The 22953-nt window shown below is 56.1% G+C and carries 16 protein-coding genes and 2 pseudogenes; 14 read left to right on the top strand and 4 right to left on the bottom strand.

The annotated features are described in order from the left end of the window. Positions 1 to 39: 39 nt before the first annotated feature. Positions 40 to 1032 carry a D-xylose ABC transporter substrate-binding protein gene (xylF, locus tag P3C52_RS16835; protein ID WP_275556095.1) on the bottom strand — a complete coding sequence of 331 codons (993 nt, stop codon included), beginning with the start codon at positions 1030 to 1032 and terminating at the stop codon, positions 40 to 42. A 362-nt stretch (positions 1033 to 1394) separates the two neighbouring features. Here xylF and xylA point away from each other — a divergent pair, with 362 nt between their 5' ends. The 9 genes from xylA (at position 1395) to P3C52_RS20960 (ending at position 11853) form a co-directional block, all read left to right on the top strand. Then, on the top strand, positions 1395 to 2714 hold the full coding sequence (xylA, locus tag P3C52_RS16830; RefSeq protein ID WP_275556094.1) for a xylose isomerase: 1320 nt from the start codon (positions 1395 to 1397) through the stop codon (positions 2712 to 2714). A gap of 21 nt (positions 2715 to 2735) precedes the next feature. Continuing rightward, a complete protein-coding gene (gene xylB, locus P3C52_RS16825) occupies positions 2736 to 4205 on the top strand; it encodes a xylulokinase (protein ID WP_275556093.1) in 1470 nt (489 codons plus the stop codon). Positions 4206 to 4595: 390 nt separating this feature from the next. Then, positions 4596 to 5579 (top strand): autoinducer 2 ABC transporter substrate-binding protein, encoded by a 984-nt coding sequence (locus P3C52_RS16820; protein WP_275556092.1) that lies wholly within the window; start codon positions 4596 to 4598, stop codon positions 5577 to 5579. A 104-nt stretch (positions 5580 to 5683) separates the two neighbouring features. Next, positions 5684 to 7192 carry a sugar ABC transporter ATP-binding protein gene (locus P3C52_RS16815; RefSeq protein ID WP_275556091.1) on the top strand — a complete coding sequence of 503 codons (1509 nt, stop codon included), beginning with the start codon at positions 5684 to 5686 and terminating at the stop codon, positions 7190 to 7192. Next, a complete protein-coding gene (locus P3C52_RS16810; protein WP_275556090.1) occupies positions 7185 to 8171 on the top strand; it encodes an ABC transporter permease in 987 nt (328 codons plus the stop codon). Before P3C52_RS16815 ends, P3C52_RS16810 begins: the two co-directional genes overlap by 8 nt. Before the next feature lies 1 nt (position 8172). Continuing rightward, positions 8173 to 9126 (top strand): ABC transporter permease, encoded by a 954-nt coding sequence (locus P3C52_RS16805; RefSeq protein WP_275556089.1) that lies wholly within the window; start codon positions 8173 to 8175, stop codon positions 9124 to 9126. Positions 9127 to 9142: 16 nt separating this feature from the next. After that, positions 9143 to 10780, top strand: a complete 1638-nt coding sequence (locus P3C52_RS16800; protein ID WP_275556088.1) for an FGGY-family carbohydrate kinase — start codon at positions 9143 to 9145, stop codon at positions 10778 to 10780. After that, on the top strand, positions 10777 to 11376 hold the full coding sequence (locus P3C52_RS16795; protein WP_275556087.1) for an SIS domain-containing protein: 600 nt from the start codon (positions 10777 to 10779) through the stop codon (positions 11374 to 11376). The genes P3C52_RS16800 and P3C52_RS16795 overlap by 4 nt, the downstream gene beginning before the upstream one ends. 321 nt (positions 11377 to 11697) lie before the next feature. Then, a complete protein-coding gene (locus tag P3C52_RS20960) occupies positions 11698 to 11853 on the top strand; it encodes a replication initiation protein (protein WP_343252030.1) in 156 nt (51 codons plus the stop codon). 222 nt (positions 11854 to 12075) lie between these two features. Here P3C52_RS20960 and P3C52_RS16790 read toward each other — a convergent pair whose 3' ends face one another. Together P3C52_RS16790 and P3C52_RS16785 are read right to left on the bottom strand one after the other, a co-directional pair. Further along, positions 12076 to 12483 carry a DUF943 family protein gene (locus P3C52_RS16790; RefSeq protein WP_275556086.1) on the bottom strand — a complete coding sequence of 136 codons (408 nt, stop codon included), beginning with the start codon at positions 12481 to 12483 and terminating at the stop codon, positions 12076 to 12078. Beyond that, positions 12476 to 13720 (bottom strand): PAAR domain-containing protein, encoded by a 1245-nt coding sequence (locus P3C52_RS16785; RefSeq protein ID WP_275556085.1) that lies wholly within the window; start codon positions 13718 to 13720, stop codon positions 12476 to 12478. Before P3C52_RS16785 ends, P3C52_RS16790 begins: the two co-directional genes overlap by 8 nt. Positions 13721 to 13819: 99 nt before the next feature. Between P3C52_RS16785 and P3C52_RS16780 the strand changes: the two are divergent. Next, positions 13820 to 14488 (top strand): annotated as a pseudogene (locus tag P3C52_RS16780) (IS3 family transposase); the annotation flags it as partial. 100 nt (positions 14489 to 14588) lie between these two features. On the opposite strand, the gene P3C52_RS16775 reads toward P3C52_RS16780, so the two are convergent. Next, positions 14589 to 15587, bottom strand: a complete 999-nt coding sequence (locus P3C52_RS16775; protein ID WP_275556084.1) for an acyltransferase — start codon at positions 15585 to 15587, stop codon at positions 14589 to 14591. A gap of 224 nt (positions 15588 to 15811) precedes the next feature. Here P3C52_RS16775 and glyQ point away from each other — a divergent pair, with 224 nt between their 5' ends. The 4 genes and pseudogenes from glyQ to yicI all read left to right on the top strand — a co-directional run bounded on the left by glyQ (position 15812) and on the right by yicI (position 22931). Further along, complete coding sequence (gene glyQ, locus P3C52_RS16770) at positions 15812 to 16723, top strand: glycine--tRNA ligase subunit alpha (RefSeq protein WP_275556083.1); 912 nt, start codon at positions 15812 to 15814, stop codon at positions 16721 to 16723. Between the two features lie 9 nt (positions 16724 to 16732). Beyond that, a complete protein-coding gene (gene glyS, locus P3C52_RS16765; RefSeq protein ID WP_275556082.1) occupies positions 16733 to 18802 on the top strand; it encodes a glycine--tRNA ligase subunit beta in 2070 nt (689 codons plus the stop codon). Positions 18803 to 19182: 380 nt separating this feature from the next. Next, positions 19183 to 20583, top strand: a pseudogene (locus P3C52_RS16760) (glycoside-pentoside-hexuronide family transporter). A gap of 23 nt (positions 20584 to 20606) precedes the next feature. After that, a complete protein-coding gene (gene yicI / locus P3C52_RS16755; RefSeq protein WP_275556081.1) occupies positions 20607 to 22931 on the top strand; it encodes an alpha-xylosidase in 2325 nt (774 codons plus the stop codon). Positions 22932 to 22953: the final 22 nt, after the last annotated feature.

Genomic DNA, 22953 nt, shown 5'->3' with positions numbered 1-22953 from the left:
CTCCAGCGGTTGATTTGCCGCCAAAAGGCGGCAGCGGGCTCAGAGGTCGCTCTTTTTGTGAAAGCCGTCGGCAACGACGGTGCTGTCGATATTGCTTTTATCAACTGGAATCGGCGTCAGCAGCCAGGCAGGCACCGCTTTTTTGCCGTTGTTGAGCGTGGCGTTGGACTGCGGCTGTTTGCCGTCGCCCAGCTGAACGGCGATTTTCGCCGCCTCATCGGCCAGCTTGCTGATCGGTTTATAGACAGTCATGGTTTGGGTGCCGTTCATAATGCGCTTAATCGCCGCAAGGTCCGCATCCTGCCCGGAAATCGCCACTTTGCCCGCCAGCCCCTGCGCGGAAAGGGCCTGAATCGCGCCGCCAGCGGTCGCATCGTTTGATGCCACCACCGCATCGATATGGTTGTTGTTGGCGGTCAGGGCGTTTTCCATAATTTTCAGCGCGTTTTCCGGCAGCCAGGCGTCAACCCACTGGTCGCCGACCACCTTGATTTTGCCGGAGTCGATCAGCGGCTTCAGCACTTTCATTTGGCCGTCGCGGAACAGGCGGGCGTTATTATCCACCGGCGATCCGCCCATTAAGAAATAATTCCCCTGCGGCACCTGCTTCACAATACTTTGGGCCTGAAGTTCGCCCACTTTTTCATTATCAAACGAGATATAGAAATCAATATCGGCATTATTAATCATGCGATCGTAAGCCAGCACTTTAATTCCTTCCTGCTTCGCTTCGGCGATCACATTACTTAATACCTGGCCGTTATAGGGAATAATCACCAGCACATCGACGCCGCGGTTAATCATATTTTCTATTTGCGCCATCTGGGTTTCTTCGCTGCCGTTAGCGGACTGCACAAATACGCTGGCGCCCAGCGCCTCGGCTTTTTTGACGAAAATATCGCGATCTTTTTGCCAGCGCTCAAGGCGCAGGTCATCAATCGCCATGCCGATCTTAACCTCTTTTGCGGAGCCAGCCTGACTAAACAGAGCCAGCGCAGCGCAGATGGCCAGTAATCCGTGTTTCATTTTCATCGTTATTACCCTGTAGGTTGAGGTGTTTTTATCGGAACGATCCTGAACGGGCTGATGAATTCTTGACCTGAGCGCGGACTTTCTTCAATTACAGATTTTAATCCCGGCGTTACGATTTTTGGTTTATTGCTGGTTTTATGATGGCGATCTGTTTTTTAAGTAAACCAACTTTGATCGGAAATATTTTTTGCGTGTTTTCGCGAAGAAACAGACAACCATTCACCTTATTTTGCGAGCTGACGCACAGTTAATAATTATCTCAATTGCGGTGTGAAATAACGTAATTGAGCGTGGCTCGGGCGCTTACCAGAATAGAAGCCTGGTTGCTGACCATTTCCGGTCAACTTGTTAAGGAGTCAACGATGCAGGCTTATTTCGATCAGATTGAACGCATTAGTTATCAGGGGCCGGACAGCAGCGATCCGCTGGCATTTCGTCACTATAATCCCGACGAGATCGTGCTGGGTAAACGTATGGCGGATCACCTGCGCTTTGCCGCCTGCTACTGGCATACCTTCTGCTGGACTGGCGTGGATATGTTCGGCGTCGGCGCGTTCGATCGTCCCTGGCAAAAGGCGGGCGACGCGCTGGAAATGGCGAAGCGGAAAGCGGATGTCGCCTTTGAATTTTTCTATAAGCTGAACGTGCCTTTTTACTGTTTCCACGATGTGGATGTGTCGCCGGAAGGAGATTCGCTGCAAAGCTATCAGCGCAACCTGGCGCTGATGACCGAGGTGCTGCAGGAGAAACAGCAGCAGACCGGCGTTAAGTTACTGTGGGGCACCGCCAACTGTTTTACCCATCCGCGCTACGGCGCCGGCGCCGCCTCGAATCCTGACCCTGAAGTGTTCGCCTGGGCGGCCAGCCAGGTGTGCAGCGCCATGCAGGCGACGCATCAGTTAGGCGGCGAAAACTATGTGCTGTGGGGCGGGCGCGAAGGCTATGAAACCCTGCTGAATACCGACCTGCGCCAGGAGCGCGAGCAGCTTGGCCGCTTTATGCAGATGGTGGTGGAGCATAAACATAAAACCGGCTTCCAGGGCACGCTGTTAATCGAGCCGAAACCGCAGGAGCCGACCAAGCATCAGTATGATTACGATGTGGGAACGGTGTACGGCTTCCTGAAGCAGTTCGGCCTGGAAAAAGAGATTAAGGTTAACGTCGAGGCGAACCATGCGACGCTGGCGGGTCACAGTTTCCATCATGAAATCGCCACCGCTATCGCGCTGGGTATCTTCGGTTCGGTAGATGCTAACCGGGGCGATCCGCAGCTGGGCTGGGATACTGACCAGTTCCCTAACAGCGTGGAAGAGAACGCGCTGGTGATGTATGAGATTATCAAGGCGGGCGGCTTTACCACCGGCGGCCTGAACTTTGATGCCAAAGTCAGGCGTCAAAGCACCGATAAATACGATCTGTTCTATGGTCATATCGGCGCGATGGATACCATGGCGCTGGCGCTGAAAGTGGCGGCACGCATGATCGAAGCGGGAGAGCTGGATCGCCGCGTGGCGCAGCGCTACAGCGGCTGGAACGGCGAGCTGGGCCAGCAGATTTTGCAGGGCGAAATGTCACTGTCGGCGCTGGCCGCGCATGCCGCGCAGCATCAGTTTAATCCGCAGCACCAGAGCGGCCGCCAGGAGCAGCTGGAAAACCTGGTCAACAGCTGGCTGTATCGTTAATTAAATAAAGGGAGCCGCAGCATGGTGATCGGCATCGATTTAGGTACCTCCGGCGTCAAGGTGGTGTTACTGAGCGAGGCGGGCGAGGTTATCGCCAGCCAGACGGAAAAGCTGACGGTTTCACGCCCGCAGCCGTTGTGGAGCGAACAGGATGCCGAAAGCTGGTGGCAGGCGACCGATAACGCCATGCAGGCGCTGCGTCAGCAGCACGATCTCAGCCAGGTTAAGGCGATTGGACTGAGCGGGCAGATGCATGGCGCAACGCTGTTGGATGCGCAAAACCAACCGCTGCGTCCGGCGATCTTATGGAACGATGGCCGCAGCCAGGCACAGTGTCAGCAGCTGGAAGCGGCGGTGCCGGAAGCGCGCCGGATTACCGGCAACCTGATGATGCCGGGCTTTACCGCGCCAAAGCTGCTGTGGGTAAAGCAGCATGAGCCAGAGATCTTTGCCCGAATTGCGAAGGTGCTGTTGCCAAAAGATTATCTGCGCTGGCGGCTGACCGGCGAGTTCGCCAGCGATATGTCCGATGCGGCGGGCACGCTGTGGCTGGATGTGGCGCAACGCTGCTGGAGCGATACGCTGCTGCAGGCCTGCGGCCTGACTCAGGCACAGATGCCCCGGCTGTTTGAAGGCAATCAGATTACCGGTTTCCTGCATCCTGAACTGGCGCAGCGCTGGGGCATGGATTCGGTGCCGGTCGCGGCGGGTGGCGGCGATAACGCCGCCGGCGCGGTGGGAACCGGCATGATTAACGCCGGGCAGGGCATGCTGTCGCTGGGCACCTCCGGCGTTTATTTCGTGGTCAGCGACGGCTTTCTGGCGAACCCGGAAAGCGCGGTACACAGCTTCTGTCACGCGCTGCCGAATCGCTGGCACCTGATGTCGGTAATGCTCAGCGCCGCCTCCTGCCTGGACTGGGCCGCCACGCTGACCGGCTGCGCTGATGTGCCTGCGCTGTTGGCGGAAGCGGAACGGGCGCGAACGGATCTGCCGCCGCTCTTTTTCCTTCCCTATCTTTCCGGCGAACGCACGCCGCACAACAATCCGCAGGCCAAAGGGGTTTTCTTTGGGCTGACGCATCAGCACGGCAGGCCGGAGCTGGCTTTGGCGGTGCTGGAAGGCGTTGGCTATGCGCTGGCGGCGGGGATGGATGCGGTGCATGCCTGCGGTATCCGTCCTTCCAGCATTATGCTGATCGGCGGCGGCGCGCGCAGCCCTTTCTGGCGGCAGATGCTGGCAGATATTAGCGGGCAGACACTTGATTATTGTCGCGGCGGCGATGTTGGGCCTGCGCTCGGCGCCGCCCGTCTGGCGCAGCTGGCGCTGCATCCTGAAACGCCGCCGGAAACCTTCCTGCCCACGCTGCCGTTAGAGCAGCGTCACCAGCCGGATAGCGCCCGCCATCAGCACTATCAGGCGCGGCGCACACACTTTGCCCGCCTTTATCAGCAGCTTGCGCCGTTAATGGATACGGAATCATTATCATAGCGAGCGGTTACGGAGGCTTAATGGCAGACTACGTAGTCAGTCAATAACGCCTCCGCGTGGCTCCTCTTACTTTCATTTATCGTGCCAGCTCACATTTCAGGAATTTAGCGTTCTCACTGCAGGTCAGTGACGTGGTCTTTAACCCGCCAAAAAACAGTGAATGATAATAAAGTGTTAAATATATGTTTAATTAAGTGCGTTATTTAACAAATAAAGTCAGCCATCCTGAGACGCCAATCTTTTATTTAACCTTTATTTAACTAAATAAATGACAAAATTTCACAATAATAAACATTGATCACATTTCAATCAATTGCCATTCATCCTCTCTTCCCTTCGTTGTTAATCTCCTTTCCGTGACATGCCTCGGTCCCTAAAAAAGGTAGAACTATGAAATTCAAACTCGCCCTGCTCAGCGCTGCCCTGATTTCTGCATGCATGTTGTCCGGTACCTCCGTTGCGGCGGAAAAATATGAAATTGCCGTGGTCGCTAAGGTCACTGGTATTCCGTGGTTTAACCGCATGGAAACCGGTGTTAACGAAGCGGCTAAAAAACTGGATGTTAACGCTTATCAAACCGGCCCTTCTACGCCCGATCCGGCGCAGCAGGTGAAGGTGATTGAAGATCTTATCGCCAAGAATGTTAACGCAATTATCGTGGTGCCCAACGACGCCAAAGTGCTGGAGCCGGTGCTGAAAAAAGCACGTGATAAAGGCATTGTCGTGCTGACTCATGAGTCGCCCGACCAGCAAATTGGTCAGTGGGATATCGAAACCATCGACAGTGAAAAATATGCGCAGGCCAACGTGGATGAGCTGGCGAAAGATATGGGCGGCAAAGGCGGCTACGCCATTTACGTCGGCTCATTAACCGTGCCGCTGCACAATGCCTGGGCCGATTACGCCATTAAATACCAGAAAGAAAAATACCCGGACATGTTTGAGGTGACCTCACGCCTGCCGGTGGCGGAAAGTATCGATAAGTCTTACTCCACCACGCTGGATCTGATGAAAACCTATCCGCAGATGAAAGGCATTATCGGCTTTGGCTCGCTCGGCCCGATCGGCGCAGGCCAGGCGGTACAGAAGAAGCGTGCCAAAGAGAAAGTGGCTGTGGTGGGTATCGCGATGCCGGGACAGGCGGCGCCTTATCTGATGCGCGGCGACATTAAAAAAGCGCTGCTGTGGGATCCGAAAGACGCGGGTTACGCGCTGGTTACCGTCGCCGATCAACTATTGCAGGGCAAAGAGGTGACGCCCGATCTGACCATCGACGGTTTAGGGAAAGCCGATGTCGATATGGATAAAAAAGTGATTCGCTTTAACAAGATTCTCGAAGTCACCAAAGATAACGCTCAATCGCTCGGTTTCTAAGACCCTCAGCCAAACACCAGGGAACCGCAACGCCGGCCGTCTGGCCGGCAATATCACAAAAACGCACTTTAGCGCCCGGCTGGGCGCTACCAGGGGTATTGTCTATGGCAGACACCACCGCATTTATCACGCTTGAGAATATCAGCAAGCAATTTCCAGGCGTGCTGGCGCTGGATAATGTAAATCTGACGCTGCAAAAAGGCGAAGTCCATTGCGTGGCGGGGCAGAACGGCTGCGGCAAAAGCACCATCATTAAGGTGATCTCCGGGGTTTATCATCCCGAAAAAGGGGCGCAGATTCTGCTGGATGGCAAACTGTTCCATCATCTTACGCCACAGCTTTCTTCCCATTACGGCATTCAGGTAATTTACCAGGATCTCTCGCTGTTTCCCAACTTTAGCGTGGCGGAAAATATTGCGGTTAATCGCTATCTACCGGGCGGCGATATTTGGGTTCGCCGTGGCGCCATGAAGCAGCAGGCGCTGGCGGCAATGAAACGCATCGGCGTCACGCTCGATCCCGACAAAAAAGTAGAAAAACTCTCCATTGCCGATCGCCAGCTGGTTGCCATTTGCCGCGCCATCGCCGCCGACGCCCGTCTGGTGATTATGGATGAGCCGACCGCTTCCCTGACGCGCCAGGAGGTTAACGGCCTGCTGCGGGTGGTGAAAGAGCTGAAAGCGGCGGGGATTTGCGTGGTGTTTGTCAGCCACCGTCTGGATGAAGTAATGGAAGTGGCGGATCGCATCAGCGTGATGCGCGACGGCAAGCTGGTCGGCACCTTTCCGGCACAGGAACTCAACAGTCACGAACTGGCGTTCCTGATGACGGGACAACGCTTTCACTACAGCCCGCTCCCTGAAAAGCCACCGGTTGAACAGGCACCGATGCTGGAAGTACGTGGCTTAAGCCGTAAAGGTAAATATCACCATATCGATCTGTCGCTGCGCAGCGGGGAAATCGTCTCGATAGTTGGCCTGCTGGGGGCCGGACGCACCGAACTCTGTCTGAGCCTGTTTGGCATGACGCAGCCGGAAAGCGGTGAAATCCGCATTAACGGACAGCCGGTTACGCTACGCAGTAACCACGATGCGATAAAGCACGGGATCGGTTACGTCTCGGAAGATCGTATGACGCAGGGATTGATCATGGAGCAGTCGATCCATGACAACACCATCGTGACGGTCTTCGATCGTCTTCATACCCGCAGCGGCCTGCTCGATCGCCCCAAAGCGCACCGGCTGGTGGCCGATCTGATTCGCAATCTCAATATCAAAGTGTCAGACCCGCAGCTGCCGGTAAAAACCCTCTCCGGCGGTAACGCGCAGAGGATAGCGATCGCTAAATGGGTGGCGACTAACCCGCGCATCCTGATCCTCGATTCGCCAACGGTCGGCGTGGATATCGCGAATAAAGAGGGCATCTACCAGATCGCCCGCGACCTGGCGGAGCAGGGCATGGCGGTGCTGATGATTTGCGATGAAATCCCGGAAGCGTATTACAACAGCCATCGCGTGCTGGTAATGCGGCGCGGCGAACTGGTGGCGGAATTTAATCCCCATCGCTGCACGGAACAGGAGATTGCTAAAGAGGTTGAGGTGATCAATGAATAACGCACTTTCCCGCTTAGTAGGGCAACATGAGTTCTGGCTTGGGCTGCTGGTGATTGCGCTGGCCGTTGGGCTGAGCGTCAGCACCGATGAATTCCTCTCGCTGGGTAACCTGACGGATGTCGCCACCAGCTACGCCATTCTCGGCATTCTCGCCTGCGGGCTGTTTGTGGTGCTGATCTCCGGCGGCATCGATATCTCTTTTCCTTCCATTACCGCCATCGCCCAGTACGCGATGGCGAGCTGGGTGATCGCCCACGGCGGCAACTTCGCGCTGGCGCTGCTGATTTCCGTCGCGGTTGGGCTGCTGCTGGGGCTGCTCAACGGCTTTCTGGTGTACTGGCTGCGCGTGCCGGCGATTATCATCACCATCGCCACGCTGAACGTCTATTACGGGCTGCTGGTCTACGCCACCAAAGGCACCTGGCTGTATGGCTTCCCGGACTGGTTTATGAACGGCATCAACTGGTTCTCCTTTACCGCCGCCGACGGCTATGACTACGGCCTGACCCTGCCGCTGCTCTGTCTGGCCGCCACCATTATCTTCACCGCTATTTTGATGAACTACACCCGCCTTGGCCGCCAGATCTATGCGATGGGCGGCAACCGCGACGCGGCGTCGCGCCTGGGGCTGAACCTGCTGAAGCTGCACTTTTACGTCTACGGCTATATGGGCATTCTCGCCGGGATTGCCGCCGTGGTGCAGGCACAGATTACGCAGTCCGTGGCACCGAACTCGCTACTCGGCTTTGAGCTGACGGTACTGGCGGCGGTGGTGCTGGGCGGCACCAGCATGACCGGCGGTCGCGGCACCCTGACCGGCACGCTACTCGGCGTGATCCTGCTGGCCTTTCTGCAAAACGGCCTGACGCTGCTCAGCATCTCCTCCTACTGGCACACCGTCTTCAGCGGCACCATCATCCTGATCAGCATCAGCGCGACCGCCTGGAATGAAAAACGCAAACTTGCAAGGGAGCTTTGAGATGAAAACGTTCGCCAGATTTTTGCCCGGTGATGCCATCATCCGCTTACAGTGCGTGATTATCATCGTGGTGGCATTGGCCTTCTCGGCGCTGCTGGGCGGCCGTTTTTTTAGCGTCGCCAATTTTCAATCCATCGGCTCGCAGCTGCCGATCCTGGGAATGCTGGCGTTAGGCATGGGCATCACCATGCTGACCGGCGGCATTAATCTGTCAATTATTGCGGGCGCCAATGCCTGCTCGCTGGTGATGGCCTCAATTATCGTCAGCCACCCCGATAGCACGCTCTTTCTGCTGCTGGCGCTGCTGGCGGGCATCGCCGTGGCGGTCGCCATCGGCACGCTGAACGGGGCGCTAATCGCCTGGGTTGGCGTTTCGCCGATTCTCGCCACGCTGGGCACCATGACGCTGATTACCGGCCTGAATATTCTGCTCTCCAACGGGGCGGTCATTTCAGGCTTTCCGGCGGCGATCCAGTTTCTCGGCAATGCGACGATCGCCGGGATTCCGGTGGCCTTGCTGCTCTTTCTGCTGGTGGCGGTGTTGCTGTGGGTGCTGCTGGAGCATACAACGCTGGGCCGCAGCCTCTATCTGGTCGGCTCCAATGAGCAGGCGACGCGCTACAGCGGCGTGAATACCGTGCGCGTACAGATTGCGGTGTATGTGATTTCCGCGCTGCTCGGCTGGGTCGCCGCCATTTTGATGATGGCGAAATTCAACTCCGCCAAAGCCGGATATGGCGAATCCTATTTGCTGGTGACCATCCTCGCGTCGGTTCTCGGCGGCATCAATCCCGATGGCGGTTTTGGCCGCATCCTCGGCCTGGTGCTGGCGCTTATTGTGCTGCAGATGCTGGAAAGCGGCTTTAACCTGCTGGGGATCAGCAGCTATTTGACGATGGCGCTCTGGGGCACCGTGCTGATCCTCTTTATCGCATTACAGAATCGTAAAGCCTGATTTCAGGAGAAAGAGTATGGCGAGTTACTTTATTGGTGTGGATGTGGGAACCGGCAGCGCCCGCGCTGGGGTGTTTGATCTGAACGGCAGAATGGTCGGCCAGGCCAGCCGGGCGATTGAAATCTATCGTCCGCAGGCGGATTTCGTTGAGCAGTCCTCCGACAATATCTGGCAGGCGGTGTGTAATGCGGTGCGCGATGCGGTCAACCAGGCGGATATCAATCCGATTCAGGTGAAAGGGCTGGGTTTCGACGCTACCTGTTCGCTGGTGGTGCTGGATAAAGAGGGCAAGCCGCTGAGCATCAGTCCTTCCGGGCGCAGCGAGCAGAATATTATCGTCTGGATGGATCACCGCGCCATCACGCAGGCCGATCGTATTAACGCCTTGCATCATCGGGTGCTGGATTATGTTGGCGGCATTATCTCGCCGGAAATGCAGACGCCAAAACTGCTGTGGCTGAAACAGCATATGCCGAACACCTGGGCCAACGCCGGTTACTATTTTGATCTGCCGGACTTCCTCACCTGGCGCGCCACGGGCGACGATACGCGCTCGCTTTGTTCCACCGTCTGTAAGTGGACCTATATGGGCCATGAGGATAAATGGGACGCCAGCTATTTTCGCCAGATTGGGCTGGACGATCTGCTGGAACACGATGCGGAAAAGATTGGCCGCTACGTGAAAACCATGGGTGAACCGCTCGGTTACGGCCTGACGCAGCGCGCCGCCAGCGAAATGGGTTTGATTCCCGGCACGGCGGTCAGCGTCTCGATTATCGATGCCCATGCTGGCACGCTCGGCACGCTGGGCGCTTGCGGCGTCTCCGGTGAGGTGGCGGATTTCGACCGCCGCGTCGCGCTGATCGGCGGCACCTCGACGGGCCATATGGCGATCTCGCAGCAGCCGCGCTTTATCAACGGCGTCTGGGGGCCGTACTATTCGGCGGTGCTGCCGGATTACTGGCTCAACGAGGGCGGACAGTCAGCCACCGGCGCGTTAATCGATCATATTATCCAGTCGCATCCCTGCTATGACACGCTGCTGGCGCAGGCAAAAACCCAGGGGCAAACCATTTATGAGCAGCTTAACGCGCTGCTGCGCAAGATGGCCGGCGAGCCGGAAAACATCGCCTTCCTGACGCGCGATATTCATATCCTGCCGTACTTCCACGGCAACCGTTCGCCGCGCGCCAATCCTACGCTGACCGGCGTTATCAGCGGTCTTAAGCTGTCGCGCACGCCGGAAGATATGGCATTGCACTATCTGGCGACCATTCAGGCCATCGCGTTGGGTACGCGCCATATTATTGAGACCATGAACCAAAGCGGCTATGCCATCGATACCATTATGGCTAGCGGCGGCGGTACCAAAAATCCGGTATTCGTGCAGGAACATGCCAACGCAACCGGCTGTGCCATGCTGCTGCCGGAAGAGAGCGAAGCGATGCTGCTGGGCAGCGCGATGATGGGCACCGTGGCGGCGGGCGTGTTCGATACGATCCCGGAGGCGATGTCGGTGATGAGCCGTATCGGTAAAACGGTCACGCCGCAGACGAACCGCATCAAGCAATATTACGATCGCAAATATCAGGTGTTTCATGAGATGTACCACGATCATATGAAATACCGTCAGCTGATGCAGGAGGGCGCATGAGCAACGCATGGCAGCAGGCCGCCGACGTATGGCAAATCTACAGCGACGCGCTGACTTCGCTGGGCGCGCATCTCAGCGAATCGCATTGGGCGGCCTTGCTGGCGGAACTGCGCGGCTGCAAAGGTAAGATTGTGGTAACGGGCGTGGGCACGTCCGGCATCGCGGCGCGCAAGATTGCGCATATGCTGGCCTGCGTCGAGCGCCCGGCGATTTACCTTAACGCCACCGACGCCGCGCATGGCGATCTCGGTTTTTTACGCGCCGACGATTTAATGATTATGATTTCCCGCGGCGGCAATTCCGACGAGTTGACCCGGCTGCTGCCAGGGCTGGCGGCGAAAAATGTGCCGCTACTCAGCGTTACTGAAAATCCCAATTCAGCCATTGCCAGTGCCGCCAGACTGGTAATTTCAACCGGCGTACAGCGCGAAGCCGATCCGCTAAATATGCTGGCTACCACCTCGATTATTCTGGTGCTGGCGATTTTCGATGCGGCCTGCGCCTGCCTGATGAGCGAAAGCGGCTATTCAAAAGAGACGCTGCTGGCGGTACATCCGGGCGGCGATGTGGGATTAACGCTGCGTCAGCAGCCGTAGCGATATTCGTTCACCTGATGTTGCCTGAGGCGACGCCGCGCGCGTTTTACTGTTCTGTTACTGCTATTAGGGGTCAGTTTGGATATAGGGAATTATTGTAGGGTAAGCCTGTTTTTTGAACAGGCTTACCCTACAATGGGAAGTACTCTTGCGTCGCGCTATACGGTGTTTTCAGGGGATTTGACCCTTAATCGGATAACCTAAATGCGAGACCAAAAGAGCGACAACTTAAAAGCGATAGCTGCTGACCCAAAATCAATCCGTCATGCAACTCGATGGGTTAAATAATGTGCTTAACGTACAAAAATTTCCGTTCCCAAATTGACCCCTGTATGCACGAATCCCCCCGTTCAGCCCGACTGCTGCGCCCCTTCCGGTAACTATCGTCTTGAGTCCAACTCGGACGGACACGTAAAAACGCCACTGGCAGCAGCCATTGGTAACTGGAAAGGTGGATTTAGATATGAGAGTTCTTAAAGTGGTGGTCTGACAGCGGCTACACTGAAAGGACAGTATTTGGTATCTGCGCTCCGTGAAAGCCAGTTACCATCGGAACAAAGAGTCGGTAGCTCTGAATTCCGGCAAACGAACCACCGTTGGTAGCGGTGGTTTTTTTGTTTACAGGGCGAGAGATTACGCTCGAAAAAAAGATCTCAAGAAGATCCTTTTTGATTTAACGTTCAGCCGTTAACAATTACGTTAATACGACTCATATTTAAGCCCGTAATTCCTACTCCACCTAACGTCAAAAAGCGGCTTTCTATCAATACACCGAACCTCTGTCGGGAGGTCGTTAAAACAATAAACCTCATCTGTAGAAAACAGCAGGCTTTCATCCGGTTCCGTGCGATACCCATTCCCAAAATCAATAATCCATACATGGTAAAAGCCATCTTTCCCCTTGTGAGGTATCCCGTATTTCGCCTGAATCATGTCCTTATTGCCTTCCCACCAGGCTATCTGACGACTTTTCAGGTACGGAAAATGTCTGACCAGAATCGTATTGCCATCATGAACCGCCACAATCTCAACCGGTGTCAGATACTGCCAGAGCAGATAACCACCGACCGCAGCCGCCACAACCCCCGCTATCAGTCGCTTATTCACCCCGCCTCCCGCTGATTTCTACAGTGGCATTCATCTCGGTGATAAATGGCCTGTAGCCGTATTTCACATAGCGCTGCAGCACAAACCAGATCCGGAAAAGTCGCCCCTCACGGTAAACAGAGTTCAGGATATCCGCGTCATCAAGCCCGAAGTGATCCTGTACCCGGTAATGCACTTTCGCCCGGAAACTGCCGCCCGTCACCTCCAGTGATTTGAGCGTGATATGCGTCGACCAGGTATCATGAACGGTAATCACCAGCCCGTTAGTTTTATCGATCTGACGGTCAAATTTAGGCAGGACAGCTTTATTAACTTCCTTAAGGTTGCCCTTTTCGTCGAATAAATCGTCCTTTTTATCGAGCGGAATAAAGCCATATTCGTAGCTAACAGCATCATCCAGAGCCCTTTTAATCCCCAACAACGAGCTATCACTCGAACGGTCATTCAGGATCTGCTCCTGCAGCGCCCTGTCCAGTAGCGGGCTGCTGAACGGTGTGCCGCTATTCTCCTGCATGTGGCTGATCATCTCAGTAATGATGTTTTTGTACGGACCGTGGAATGAGAACACCCTGGCCAGCGTCCGGAACTCATCAAACATCAGCCGTGCGCTTTCCTCCCGGCTGACCACGACCGGCGCACTCTCCGTCAGGCTGCCCGGATAAAATCCGCCATACGGACTGGCGGGCGTTGACGGGACAAGGGTCAGCGTATACGGGTTCACTTTCGCCGAGACGTCCGTCAGACCAAAGCGCTCTTTCAGCGCTTCCTCGCTCAGATCACCGTGGTGCATGTCCTTCGCGCCGTAGTCATCCATTGTCCGCTTCGTGGCATAAATCAGCGCCGGAATGGGCATGGGTTCGAGCCCCTTTTCCTTCGCCTCGGCCAGTTTCTTCTTGCGGGCAGTCTCCTCCCGCTCTGCCACCCTGCCAGCATTACAGGTACTTTCGTAGGTGTCCGTCTCGACTGCGGGAATGAACCGGGCGCAACACGGGCAGGAACTGTAGCTGTCCAGCGAACCCGCCCACTCTTTCAGCTCTCCACCGACCTCGTAAGTATCACCCATGCCGCCACACACGCGAAACCTCCCCGCATGCTTACCGCAGCTCACCGGGTCGCCCGCTCTGACCTTTTGCCGCTCAATGCCGCCGATTTCGTAGGTATCATCGGATGCGCCAGCAAGAATGCGTCCGCCACAGGTCGTTTTATCCAGGTGATACAGAAAGAATCCCGTTGCCATAATCCCTCACGACATAAATGGTTATAAAACCAGCATCATACAGGAACCAAGACCCAACCTAAATCAACACACTGATTTACCATAACATCCCTTGCCCGTGTAAGTATCACTGACAGTCAGCGTAATCGGGGATTTGGCCTGTGTTTTCTGTATCTGCGTAACGTAAAAGGTTTCCGGTTTAACCATAAAAGGGTGTACCGGATTTTTTGCGGGTTGTCGCTTAACATGCGGATCAAACCGGAAAAACGACAGAAACGGGATAAACCGGAGCCACTGGCGGTGCCTGAAAGTGGCAACGAATGCTGGTCGATGGATTTCATGCCTGCTCAGCTATCGGATGGACGTTCTGTTCGTTTACTGAATGTTATCGATGACTTTAACCGGGAAGCGCTGGCGATTGAGGTGTATTTTTCCCTGCCAGCGAGTCGGATGGTCAGAACACGGGAGCAACTCTTTGAATGAAAGGGAAAACCAGCAGCTATCCGGTGCGATAACGGGCCAGAATATACAGGCAGGATACTAATGTCATGGGCGGCCCGACAGAATATACCCCTGCGTTTTATTCAGCCCGGTAAACCTCAGCAGAATGCTTATATTGAGCGATATAATCGTACAGTACGCTATGACTGGCTGGGGCAGTACCAGTTTTCCTCGCTGGATGAATTGCAGGACTGTGCCACACGCTGGCAATGGTTTTATAATCACCGGCGTCCGAATATGGCATTGAATGGCTACACGCCGATGCAGCATATTCAACGCATGTCCTGATTCTACTTATCACCTCCGTTAAAAATGGGAGGATTACCTTAACGCCGTTGTTTTTCCCTTCAGATCTGGGATGTCTTTACGGAAACGGTCTGGAACGTTATCAGCTCACCAGATGATGCCGGTCGAGACGGCGCAGCCCTAGCGCCAGCAGCAGGCTGCCCGCCAGCGTCACGCTAAAGACCAGTGCAATATCCAGCAGCGGCCATTGTTTGTGATCGAGATAATGCGTACGCATAAAGTGAATAAACAGCGCGTGAAAGCCGTAAATCGGCAGGGAATTGCGCGAGATAAGCGCCAGGCCTGGCAGCGTGCGCTGACTAAGCGTGTTCTTAAACAGCACAAACAGGCTCAGCGCGCCGATAAACACCAGCGGCCCGCAGTAGAGATACCATAAATCGGAAAACGCGCCGTTAATATGCAGCTCTTTTTTCGTGCCGATGGCGATACCGACGACGCACAGGATAAACAGCAGGCCCGCCAGCCAACTCACGCCGCGCTTTCCGGTATCCATGGTGCCGATGGCCCGACCCAATAAGGCGTACAGCAGATAATAGATGCTGTCTCCGCTGATATAGAGATTGATGGGCAGCCAGTGAAAGCGGCCTGCGGTTTGATCGGCCGTATTGGGATTCGCCAGCACCGCGACCACCAGAACCAGCGCGGCAACGTAGCGCGCGCTTACCGCCTTGACCTGAATCAGCGGGGAAAAAAGGTAAATAGTGATGATGGCAAAGAAAAACCACAGGTGATAGAAGATCGGCTTTTGCAGCAGGTGCAGTAACGAAAGGGATTCGCTAATCGGCGTCAGAACGCTGATATAAATCAGCGCTACGGCGCTGTAGAACAGCAAGCACAGCACAATCCGCAGAAAATGGCGCGACTGCGCGCTGCGCTCGCCAAAAAACAGGTAGCCGGAAATCATAAAGAACAGCGGTACGCAGACGCGTGAAGCAGAGTTCAGCAGATTCGCGCTATCCCAGGCTGATTCCGCCACCCGATCGCTGTTGGTGATATACCAGGTCGTGGTATGAATCATGATGACCATCAGGCAGGCCACCGCACGTAAGTTATCTAGCCAGCTAATCTTTTGCGAAGACATTTTTCCCTCATAAAGCTTGCACTTGCGTTTATGAGGTTAGTCCGGCGTTAGCGCTTCAACAACTCTCCGCCGTCAGGAAGCGGTTTTCATCCCGCCAGCCGCCATTGTTTCAACCTTAGCGATACAAAGCGCCAGCCAGACGAGATCACAAGCTGCACAACGCCCGGTCAGAGGGTATACTGACGCACACTTTTTAACTGACCCGTATCGCGTGCGAACTCAACATGCAAAAGTTTGATACCAAGACCTTTCAGGGCCTGATCCTGACCTTGCAGGATTACTGGGCGCGTCAGGGCTGCACCATTGTCCAACCGCTGGACATGGAAGTGGGCGCTGGCACTTCTCACCCGATGACCTGCCTGCGAGCGCTGGGGCCGGAGCCGATCGCTGCTGCCTATGTGCAGCCTTCTCGTCGTCCTACCGACGGCCGCTACGGGGAAAACCCGAACCGCCTGCAGCACTATTACCAGTTCCAGGTAATTATTAAGCCTTCGCCGGAGAACATTCAGGAGCTGTATCTCGGCTCGCTGAAAGAGCTGGGCCTCGATCCTGGCATTCACGATATTCGCTTCGTAGAAGATAACTGGGAAAACCCGACGCTGGGTGCCTGGGGCCTCGGCTGGGAAGTCTGGCTGAACGGCATGGAAGTCACGCAGTTCACCTACTTCCAGCAGGTCGGCGGCCTGGAGTGCAAACCGGTCACCGGCGAGATCACCTACGGCCTGGAGCGTCTGGCGATGTATATCCAGGGCGTTGACAGCGTATACGATCTGGTCTGGAGCGACGGCCCGCTGGGTAAAACCACCTATGGCGACGTGTTCCACCAGAACGAAGTCGAGCAGTCCACCTACAACTTTGAATATGCCGACGTCGATTTCCTTTTCACCTGCTTCGAGCAGTATGAAAAAGAAGCGCAGCAGCTGCTGGCGCTGGAAAAACCGCTGCCGCTGCCGGCCTATGAACGCATTCTGAAAGCGGCACACAGCTTCAACCTGCTGGATGCGCGCAAGGCGATCTCAGTGACTGAACGTCAGCGTTATATTCTGCGTATTCGCACCCTGACCAAAGCTGTGGCGGAAGCCTACTACGCTTCCCGCGAAGCGCTGGGCTTCCCGTTGTGCAATAACAACAAATAAGAGGCAGCCATGACAGATAAAACTTTTCTGGTGGAAATCGGCACCGAAGAGCTGCCGCCGAAAGCCCTGCGTAACCTGGCGGAATCTTTTGCCGCTAACCTGACCGCCGAGCTGGATAGCGCGGGCCTCGCCCACGGCGACGTGAACTGGTATGCCGCGCCGCGCCGTCTGGCGTTGAAAGTGGCGAACCTGAGCGCCTCGCAGCCGGATCGCGTGGTGGAAAAACGCGGCCCGGCTATCGCGGCGGCCTTTGACGCCAGCGGCGCGCCGACTAAAGCGGCCGAAGGCTGGGCGCGCGGCTGCGGCATCACCGTCGATCAGGCGGAGCGCCTGAAAACGGATAAAGGCGAGTGGCTGGTCTATCGCGCCCAGCTGCAGGGCGAAAGCGCGCAGCAGCTGCTGCCGAACATGATCGCCACAGCGCTGGCGAAGCTGCCGGTGCCGAAACTGATGCGTTGGGGCGACAGCGACGTGCAGTTTGTGCGTCCGGTGCATACCGTTACGCTGCTGCTGGGCGACGAGCTGATCCCGGCGACCATTCTGGGCATTGAATCAGGTCGTACCCTGCGCGGACATCGCTTTATGGGCGAGCCGGAATTCACCATCGACCATGCCGACCAGTATCCTGAAATTCTGGAAACGCGCGGCAAAGTGATGGCGGATTACGAAGCGCGTAAAGCCAAAATCAAAGCGGACGCCGAGGCGGCGGCGCGTCAGATCGGCGGCAACCCGGATCTGAGCGACAGCCTGCTGGAAGAGGTGACCTCGCTGGTTGAGTGGCCGGTGGTGCTGACGGCGACCTTCGAGGAAAAATTCCTCGCGGTGCCGGCGGAAGCGCTGGTCTATACCATGAAAGGCGACCAGAAATATTTCCCGGTTTACGGTAACGACGGCAAACTGCTGCCGCACTTTATTTTCGTTGCCAATATCGAATCGCGCGATCCGCAGCAGATTATTGCCGGTAACGAAAAAGTGGTGCGTCCGCGTCTGGCCGACGCCGAATTCTTCTTCAATACCGACCGTAAAAAACGTCTGGAAGATCATCTGCCGCGTCTGGAAACCGTACTGTTCCAGCAACAGCTCGGTACGCTGCGCGACAAGACCGATCGTATTCAGGCGCTGGCGGGCTGGATTGCCGCCCAGATTGGCGCCGACGTCAACCTGGCGACCCGCGCTGGCCTGCTTTCCAAGTGCGACCTGATGACCAATATGGTGTTTGAGTTTACCGACACCCAGGGCGTGATGGGCATGCACTACGCGCGCCACGACGGCGAAGCGGAAGAGGTGGCGGTTGCTCTGAACGAGCAGTATCAGCCGCGCTATGCCGGTGACGATCTGCCGTCCAGTCCGATTGCCTGCGCGCTGGCGATCGCCGATAAGATGGATACGCTGGCCGGTATTTTCGGCATTGGCCAGCATCCGAAAGGCGATAAAGACCCGTTCGCGCTGCGCCGCGCCGCGCTGGGCGTGCTGCGCATTATCGTTGAGAAGCATCTGCCGCTCGATCTGCAAACCCTGACCGAAGAGGCGGTGCGTCTGTACGGCAGCAAGCTGAGCAACGCGAATGTGGTGGATGACGTTATCGACTTTATGCTGGGCCGTTTCCGCGCCTGGTATCAGGAAGAGGGCCACAGCGTCGATACCATTCAGGCGGTGCTGGCGCGTCGTCCAACCCGTCCGGCCGATTTCGATGCGCGCATGAAGGCGGTTTCGCACTTCCGCACGCTGGATGAAGCCGCCGCGCTGGCCGCCGCCAACAAGCGCGTCTCCAATATTCTGGCCAAAGCGACCGAGCCGCTGAATGACCGTGTGCAGGCTTCGCTGCTGAAAGAAAATGAAGAGATCAAGCTGGCGACCTTTGTGACCGCGCTGGAAAGCAAGCTGCAACCCTGGTTTGCCGAAGGCCGCTATCAGGATGCGCTGATTGAGCTGGCGCAGCTGCGTGAAGCGGTAGATAACTTCTTCGATAAAGTGATGGTTAACGCCGAAGATCGCGAGGTGCGCATTATTCGCCTGACGCTGCTGGCGAAACTGCGTGAGCTGTTCCTGCAGGTTGCGGATATTTCGCTGCTGCAGTAATCCCGTTCGGTTACCGCCAATAAATCACGCCGGATAATCACCAGGTTATCCGGCGTGATTATTTTCCGCGTCTTGTCGCAGTGACGCCGTGAATTTTTTCTGCCTCCTTGCCAACAGTACGGCCAGCAACGCTTCGCCGCAGCTTTTCAGCCTCCTTTCCACTTAAGCAACGTTATTGTTTCCGCTCTGTTAAAGCTCAGGTTTTAATGTTAACCGGGCGCTAACTTAATAAATTTCCTGCCATTAACGATAAGCTACCCGGATCACAGTTATCAAGAAACGTAATTTGATAACCAGAAAACAGAATACAAGCGTGCCAGCCAATCGCTTACAACCTTTGCTATCAATTAGTGACTGCCGCAAGGTGGAGGATAACCGTAATGAGCGATGGGCGCCTTTCCGTAAAGGAAAAGATTGGCTATGGGCTGGGCGATGCCGCCAGCCATATCGTGTTCGATAACGTCATGCTGTACATGATGTTTTTTTATACGGATATATTTGGGATTCCCGCTGGCTTTGTCGGCACCTTATTCTTGCTGGCGCGCGTGCTGGACGCGGTTTCCGATCCCTGCATGGGATTGATTGCCGACCGTACTCGCAGCCGCTGGGGCAAATTCCGTCCCTAGATCCTGTTTGGCGCGGTGCCGTTCGGCATTACCTGCGTTTTTGCCTACAGCACGCCGGATCTCAGCCTCAACGGCAAAATGATTTACGCGGCGGTAACCTATACGCTGCTGACCCTCATGTATACCGTAGTCAATATTCCTTACTGCGCGTTGGGCGGCGTGATCACCAACGACCCGGAACAGCGTATTTCCCTGCAGTCCTGGCGTTTTGTGCTGGCGACGGCGGGCGGCATGCTCTCGACCGTGCTGATGATGCCGCTGGTTACGCTGATTGGCGGCGAAGATAAGGCATTCGGCTTCCAGTGGGGCATTGCGCTGCTGGCTGGCGTCGCCTTTATCATGCTGGCGGTTTGCTTCGCGACCACCAAAGAACGCGTCCAGGCGCCGCCGAATACCACGCCCATTCGTGAAGATTTACGCGACATCTGGCAGAACGATCAGTGGCGCGTGGTTGGCGTGCTGACCATCCTGAATATTATGGCGGTCTCCATCCGCGGCGGCGCCATGATGTATTACGTCACCTGGATTATGGGCTCGCCCCTCTTATTTACCGCCTTCCTGACCACCTACTGCGTCGGCAACCTGATCGGCAGCGCGCTGGCAAAACCGCTGACCGACTGGAAATGCAAAGTCAGCATCTTCTGGTGGACCAACGCCGCGCTGGCGGTTCTCAGTTTCGCCATGTTCTTTGTGCCGCTGCAGGCCAGTATCACCATGTTTATATTCATCTTTGTAATTGGCGTGCTGCATCAGCTGGTAACGCCGATTCAGTGGGTGATGATGTCCGATACGGTGGATTACGGCGAATGGCGCAACGGCAAGCGTCTGACCGGCATCAGCTTTGCCGGCACGCTGTTTGTCCTGAAACTGGGCCTGGCGATCGGCGGCGCGCTGATCGGCTGGATGCTGGCGGGCGGCGGCTATCAGGCTGGCGCCGCTACGCAAAACGGCAGCACTATCAGCATTATTATCGCGCTGTTCACGCTGCTGCCTGGCCTCTGCTATCTGCTGAGCGCGCTGGTGGCGAAGCGCTTCTACACCCTGAAAACGCCGCTGCTGAAAACGATTCTGGCGCAGCTGGCACAAAATGCCACGCAGCCGCAAAGTGCGCCTGATCAGCCGGCTCGATTCGAAAAAGCCCCGATTTCAAAATGAGTTACGCAGTAAGAGGATAAAAAATGAAGATTAGCGATGGTAACTGGCTGATTCAGCCTGGCCTCTCCCTGATTCACCCGCTGCAGGTATTTGAGGTGGCGCAACAGGGTAATGAAATGGTGCTGTATGCCGGGACAAAAGATGTCAGCGCGCGCGCCGCCCAGCTGGATACACCGTTGTTCACGCTGCACTTTTTCTCACCGCAGGAGGGCATTATCGGCGTGCGGCTGGCGCATTTTCAGGGCGGGCTGGATAAGGGGCCGCACTATCCGCTGAATCAGAGGAGCGATGTACCGGTCAGCATGGAAAACAACGCTGAGTTCGCCAGCCTGACCAGCGGCAGCCTGACTGTCAAAGTGACCAAAGGCGACGGCTGGGCGCTCGATTTTCTGCGTAACGGTGAACGCATTACCGGCAGCGCTTTTAAAAACAGCGGCTACGTGCAGGACAGCAATACGCAGCGCACGCACGTTTTCGAGCGGCTGGATCTGAGCGTCGGCGAAACCGTTTATGGCCTGGGCGAACGCTTTACCGCGCTGGTGAAAAACGGCCAGACGGTGGAAACCTGGAACCGGGACGGCGGCACCAGCACCGAACAGGCATATAAAAACATTCCGTTCTATCTGACCAACCGCGGCTACGGCGTGCTGGTGAATCACCCGGAGTGCGTCTCCTTTGAAGTTGGCTCAGAAAAAGTCTCTAAGGTGCAGTTCAGCGTCGAAGGGGAATATCTCGAATATTTTGTGATTGACGGCCCGACGCCGAAAGCGGTGCTGGATCGCTATACACGCTTAACCGGACGCCCGGCGCTGCCGCCCGCATGGTCATTCGGCCTGTGGCTGACCACCTCTTTCACCACCAATTATGATGAGGCGACGGTTAACCGCTTTATCGACGGCATGGCGGAGCGCCAGCTGCCGCTGCACGTATTCCACTTCGACTGTTTCTGGATGAAAGCCTTTCAGTGGTGCGATTTCGAATGGGACCCGGAAACCTTTCCCGATCCGGAAGGGATGCTGCGGCGGCTGAAGGCGCGCGGCCTGAAAATCTGCGTCTGGATTAATCCCTATATCGGTCAAAAATCACCGCTGTTTCAGGAAGGCAAAGCGCAGGGCTATTTGCTGAAGCGAGGCGACGGCGCGGTCTGGCAGTGGGATAAATGGCAGCCGGGGCAGGCAATCGTGGATTTTACCAACCCGGAAGCCTGCGAATGGTATGCCGGTCACCTCAGACGCCTGGTGCGGATGGGCGTGGACTGCTTTAAAACGGATTTCGGCGAGCGTATTCCTGTCGATGTGGTTTGGCATGACGGCGCCGATCCGCAGAAAATGCACAATCACTACGCCTTTATCTATAACCAGCTGGTGTGGCAGGTGCTGAAAGAGGAACTGGGTGAGGAAGAGGCGGTACTGTTTGCCCGCTCGGCCTCCGTCGGCGCGCAGCAATTTCCGGTGCATTGGGGCGGCGACTGCTACGCCAACTATGAATCGATGGCGGAAAGCTTGCGCGGCGGCCTGTCGCTCGGCATGTCCGGCTTTGGTTTCTGGAGTCACGATATTGGCGGCTTTGAAAATACCGCGCCAGCGGAAGTCTACAAGCGCTGGTGCGCCTTCGGTCTGCTGTCGAGCCACAGCCGACTGCACGGCAGCAAATCCTACCGTGTGCCCTGGGCCTACGATGATGAGGCCTGCGACGTGGTGCGCTATTTTACCCAGCTCAAATGTCGACTGATGCCTTATCTCTATCGTCAGGCGGCGCTGGCGCATGAAACCGGCACGCCGATGATGCGCGCCATGATGCTGGAGTTTCCTGACGATCCGGGCTGCGATTATCTTGACCGCCAGTATATGCTCGGCGATGCGCTGCTGGTGGCACCGGTGTTCAGCGATGCGGGCGACGTGACGTTCTGGCTGCCGGAGGGCCGCTGGACGCACCTGCTTGATAACAGCGAGGCGCAGGGCAGCCGCTGGCATAAACAGCGACATGGCTTTTTAAGTCTGCCGCTCTACGTGCGTGACAATACGCTGCTGGCGCTGGGCGCTAACGATCAAAAACCGGATTACGCCTGGCATGAAGGCACCGCGTTTCAGCTGTTTAATCTGGACGATGGACGCGAGGCGCTATGCGAAGTGCCCGCCGCCGATGGCGCCACGCTGTTTACGTTACGGATACGCCGAGAAGGAAAACAGCTGACGGTGCAGAGCGAAGGCAGCGCTTCGGGTTGGACGCTCTGCCTGCGTAATATCAGCGAGGTCAGCGGCGTGCAGCAGGGCGCGTACCGCGCCGGTGAACAGGGCGTGGTGATCACGCCTGCCAGCGCGGAATCAACGCTGGTGATCACGCTGTAGCGGACCGTTAAAAAGGCCGGAA

The sequence above is a fragment of the Mixta sp. Marseille-Q2659 genome, assembly GCF_940807255.1.
Classification (GTDB): domain Bacteria; phylum Pseudomonadota; class Gammaproteobacteria; order Enterobacterales; family Enterobacteriaceae; genus Mixta.
The sequence above is the reverse complement of the archived record's forward strand: the minus strand, read 5'-3'. Positions and strand labels throughout refer to the sequence as shown.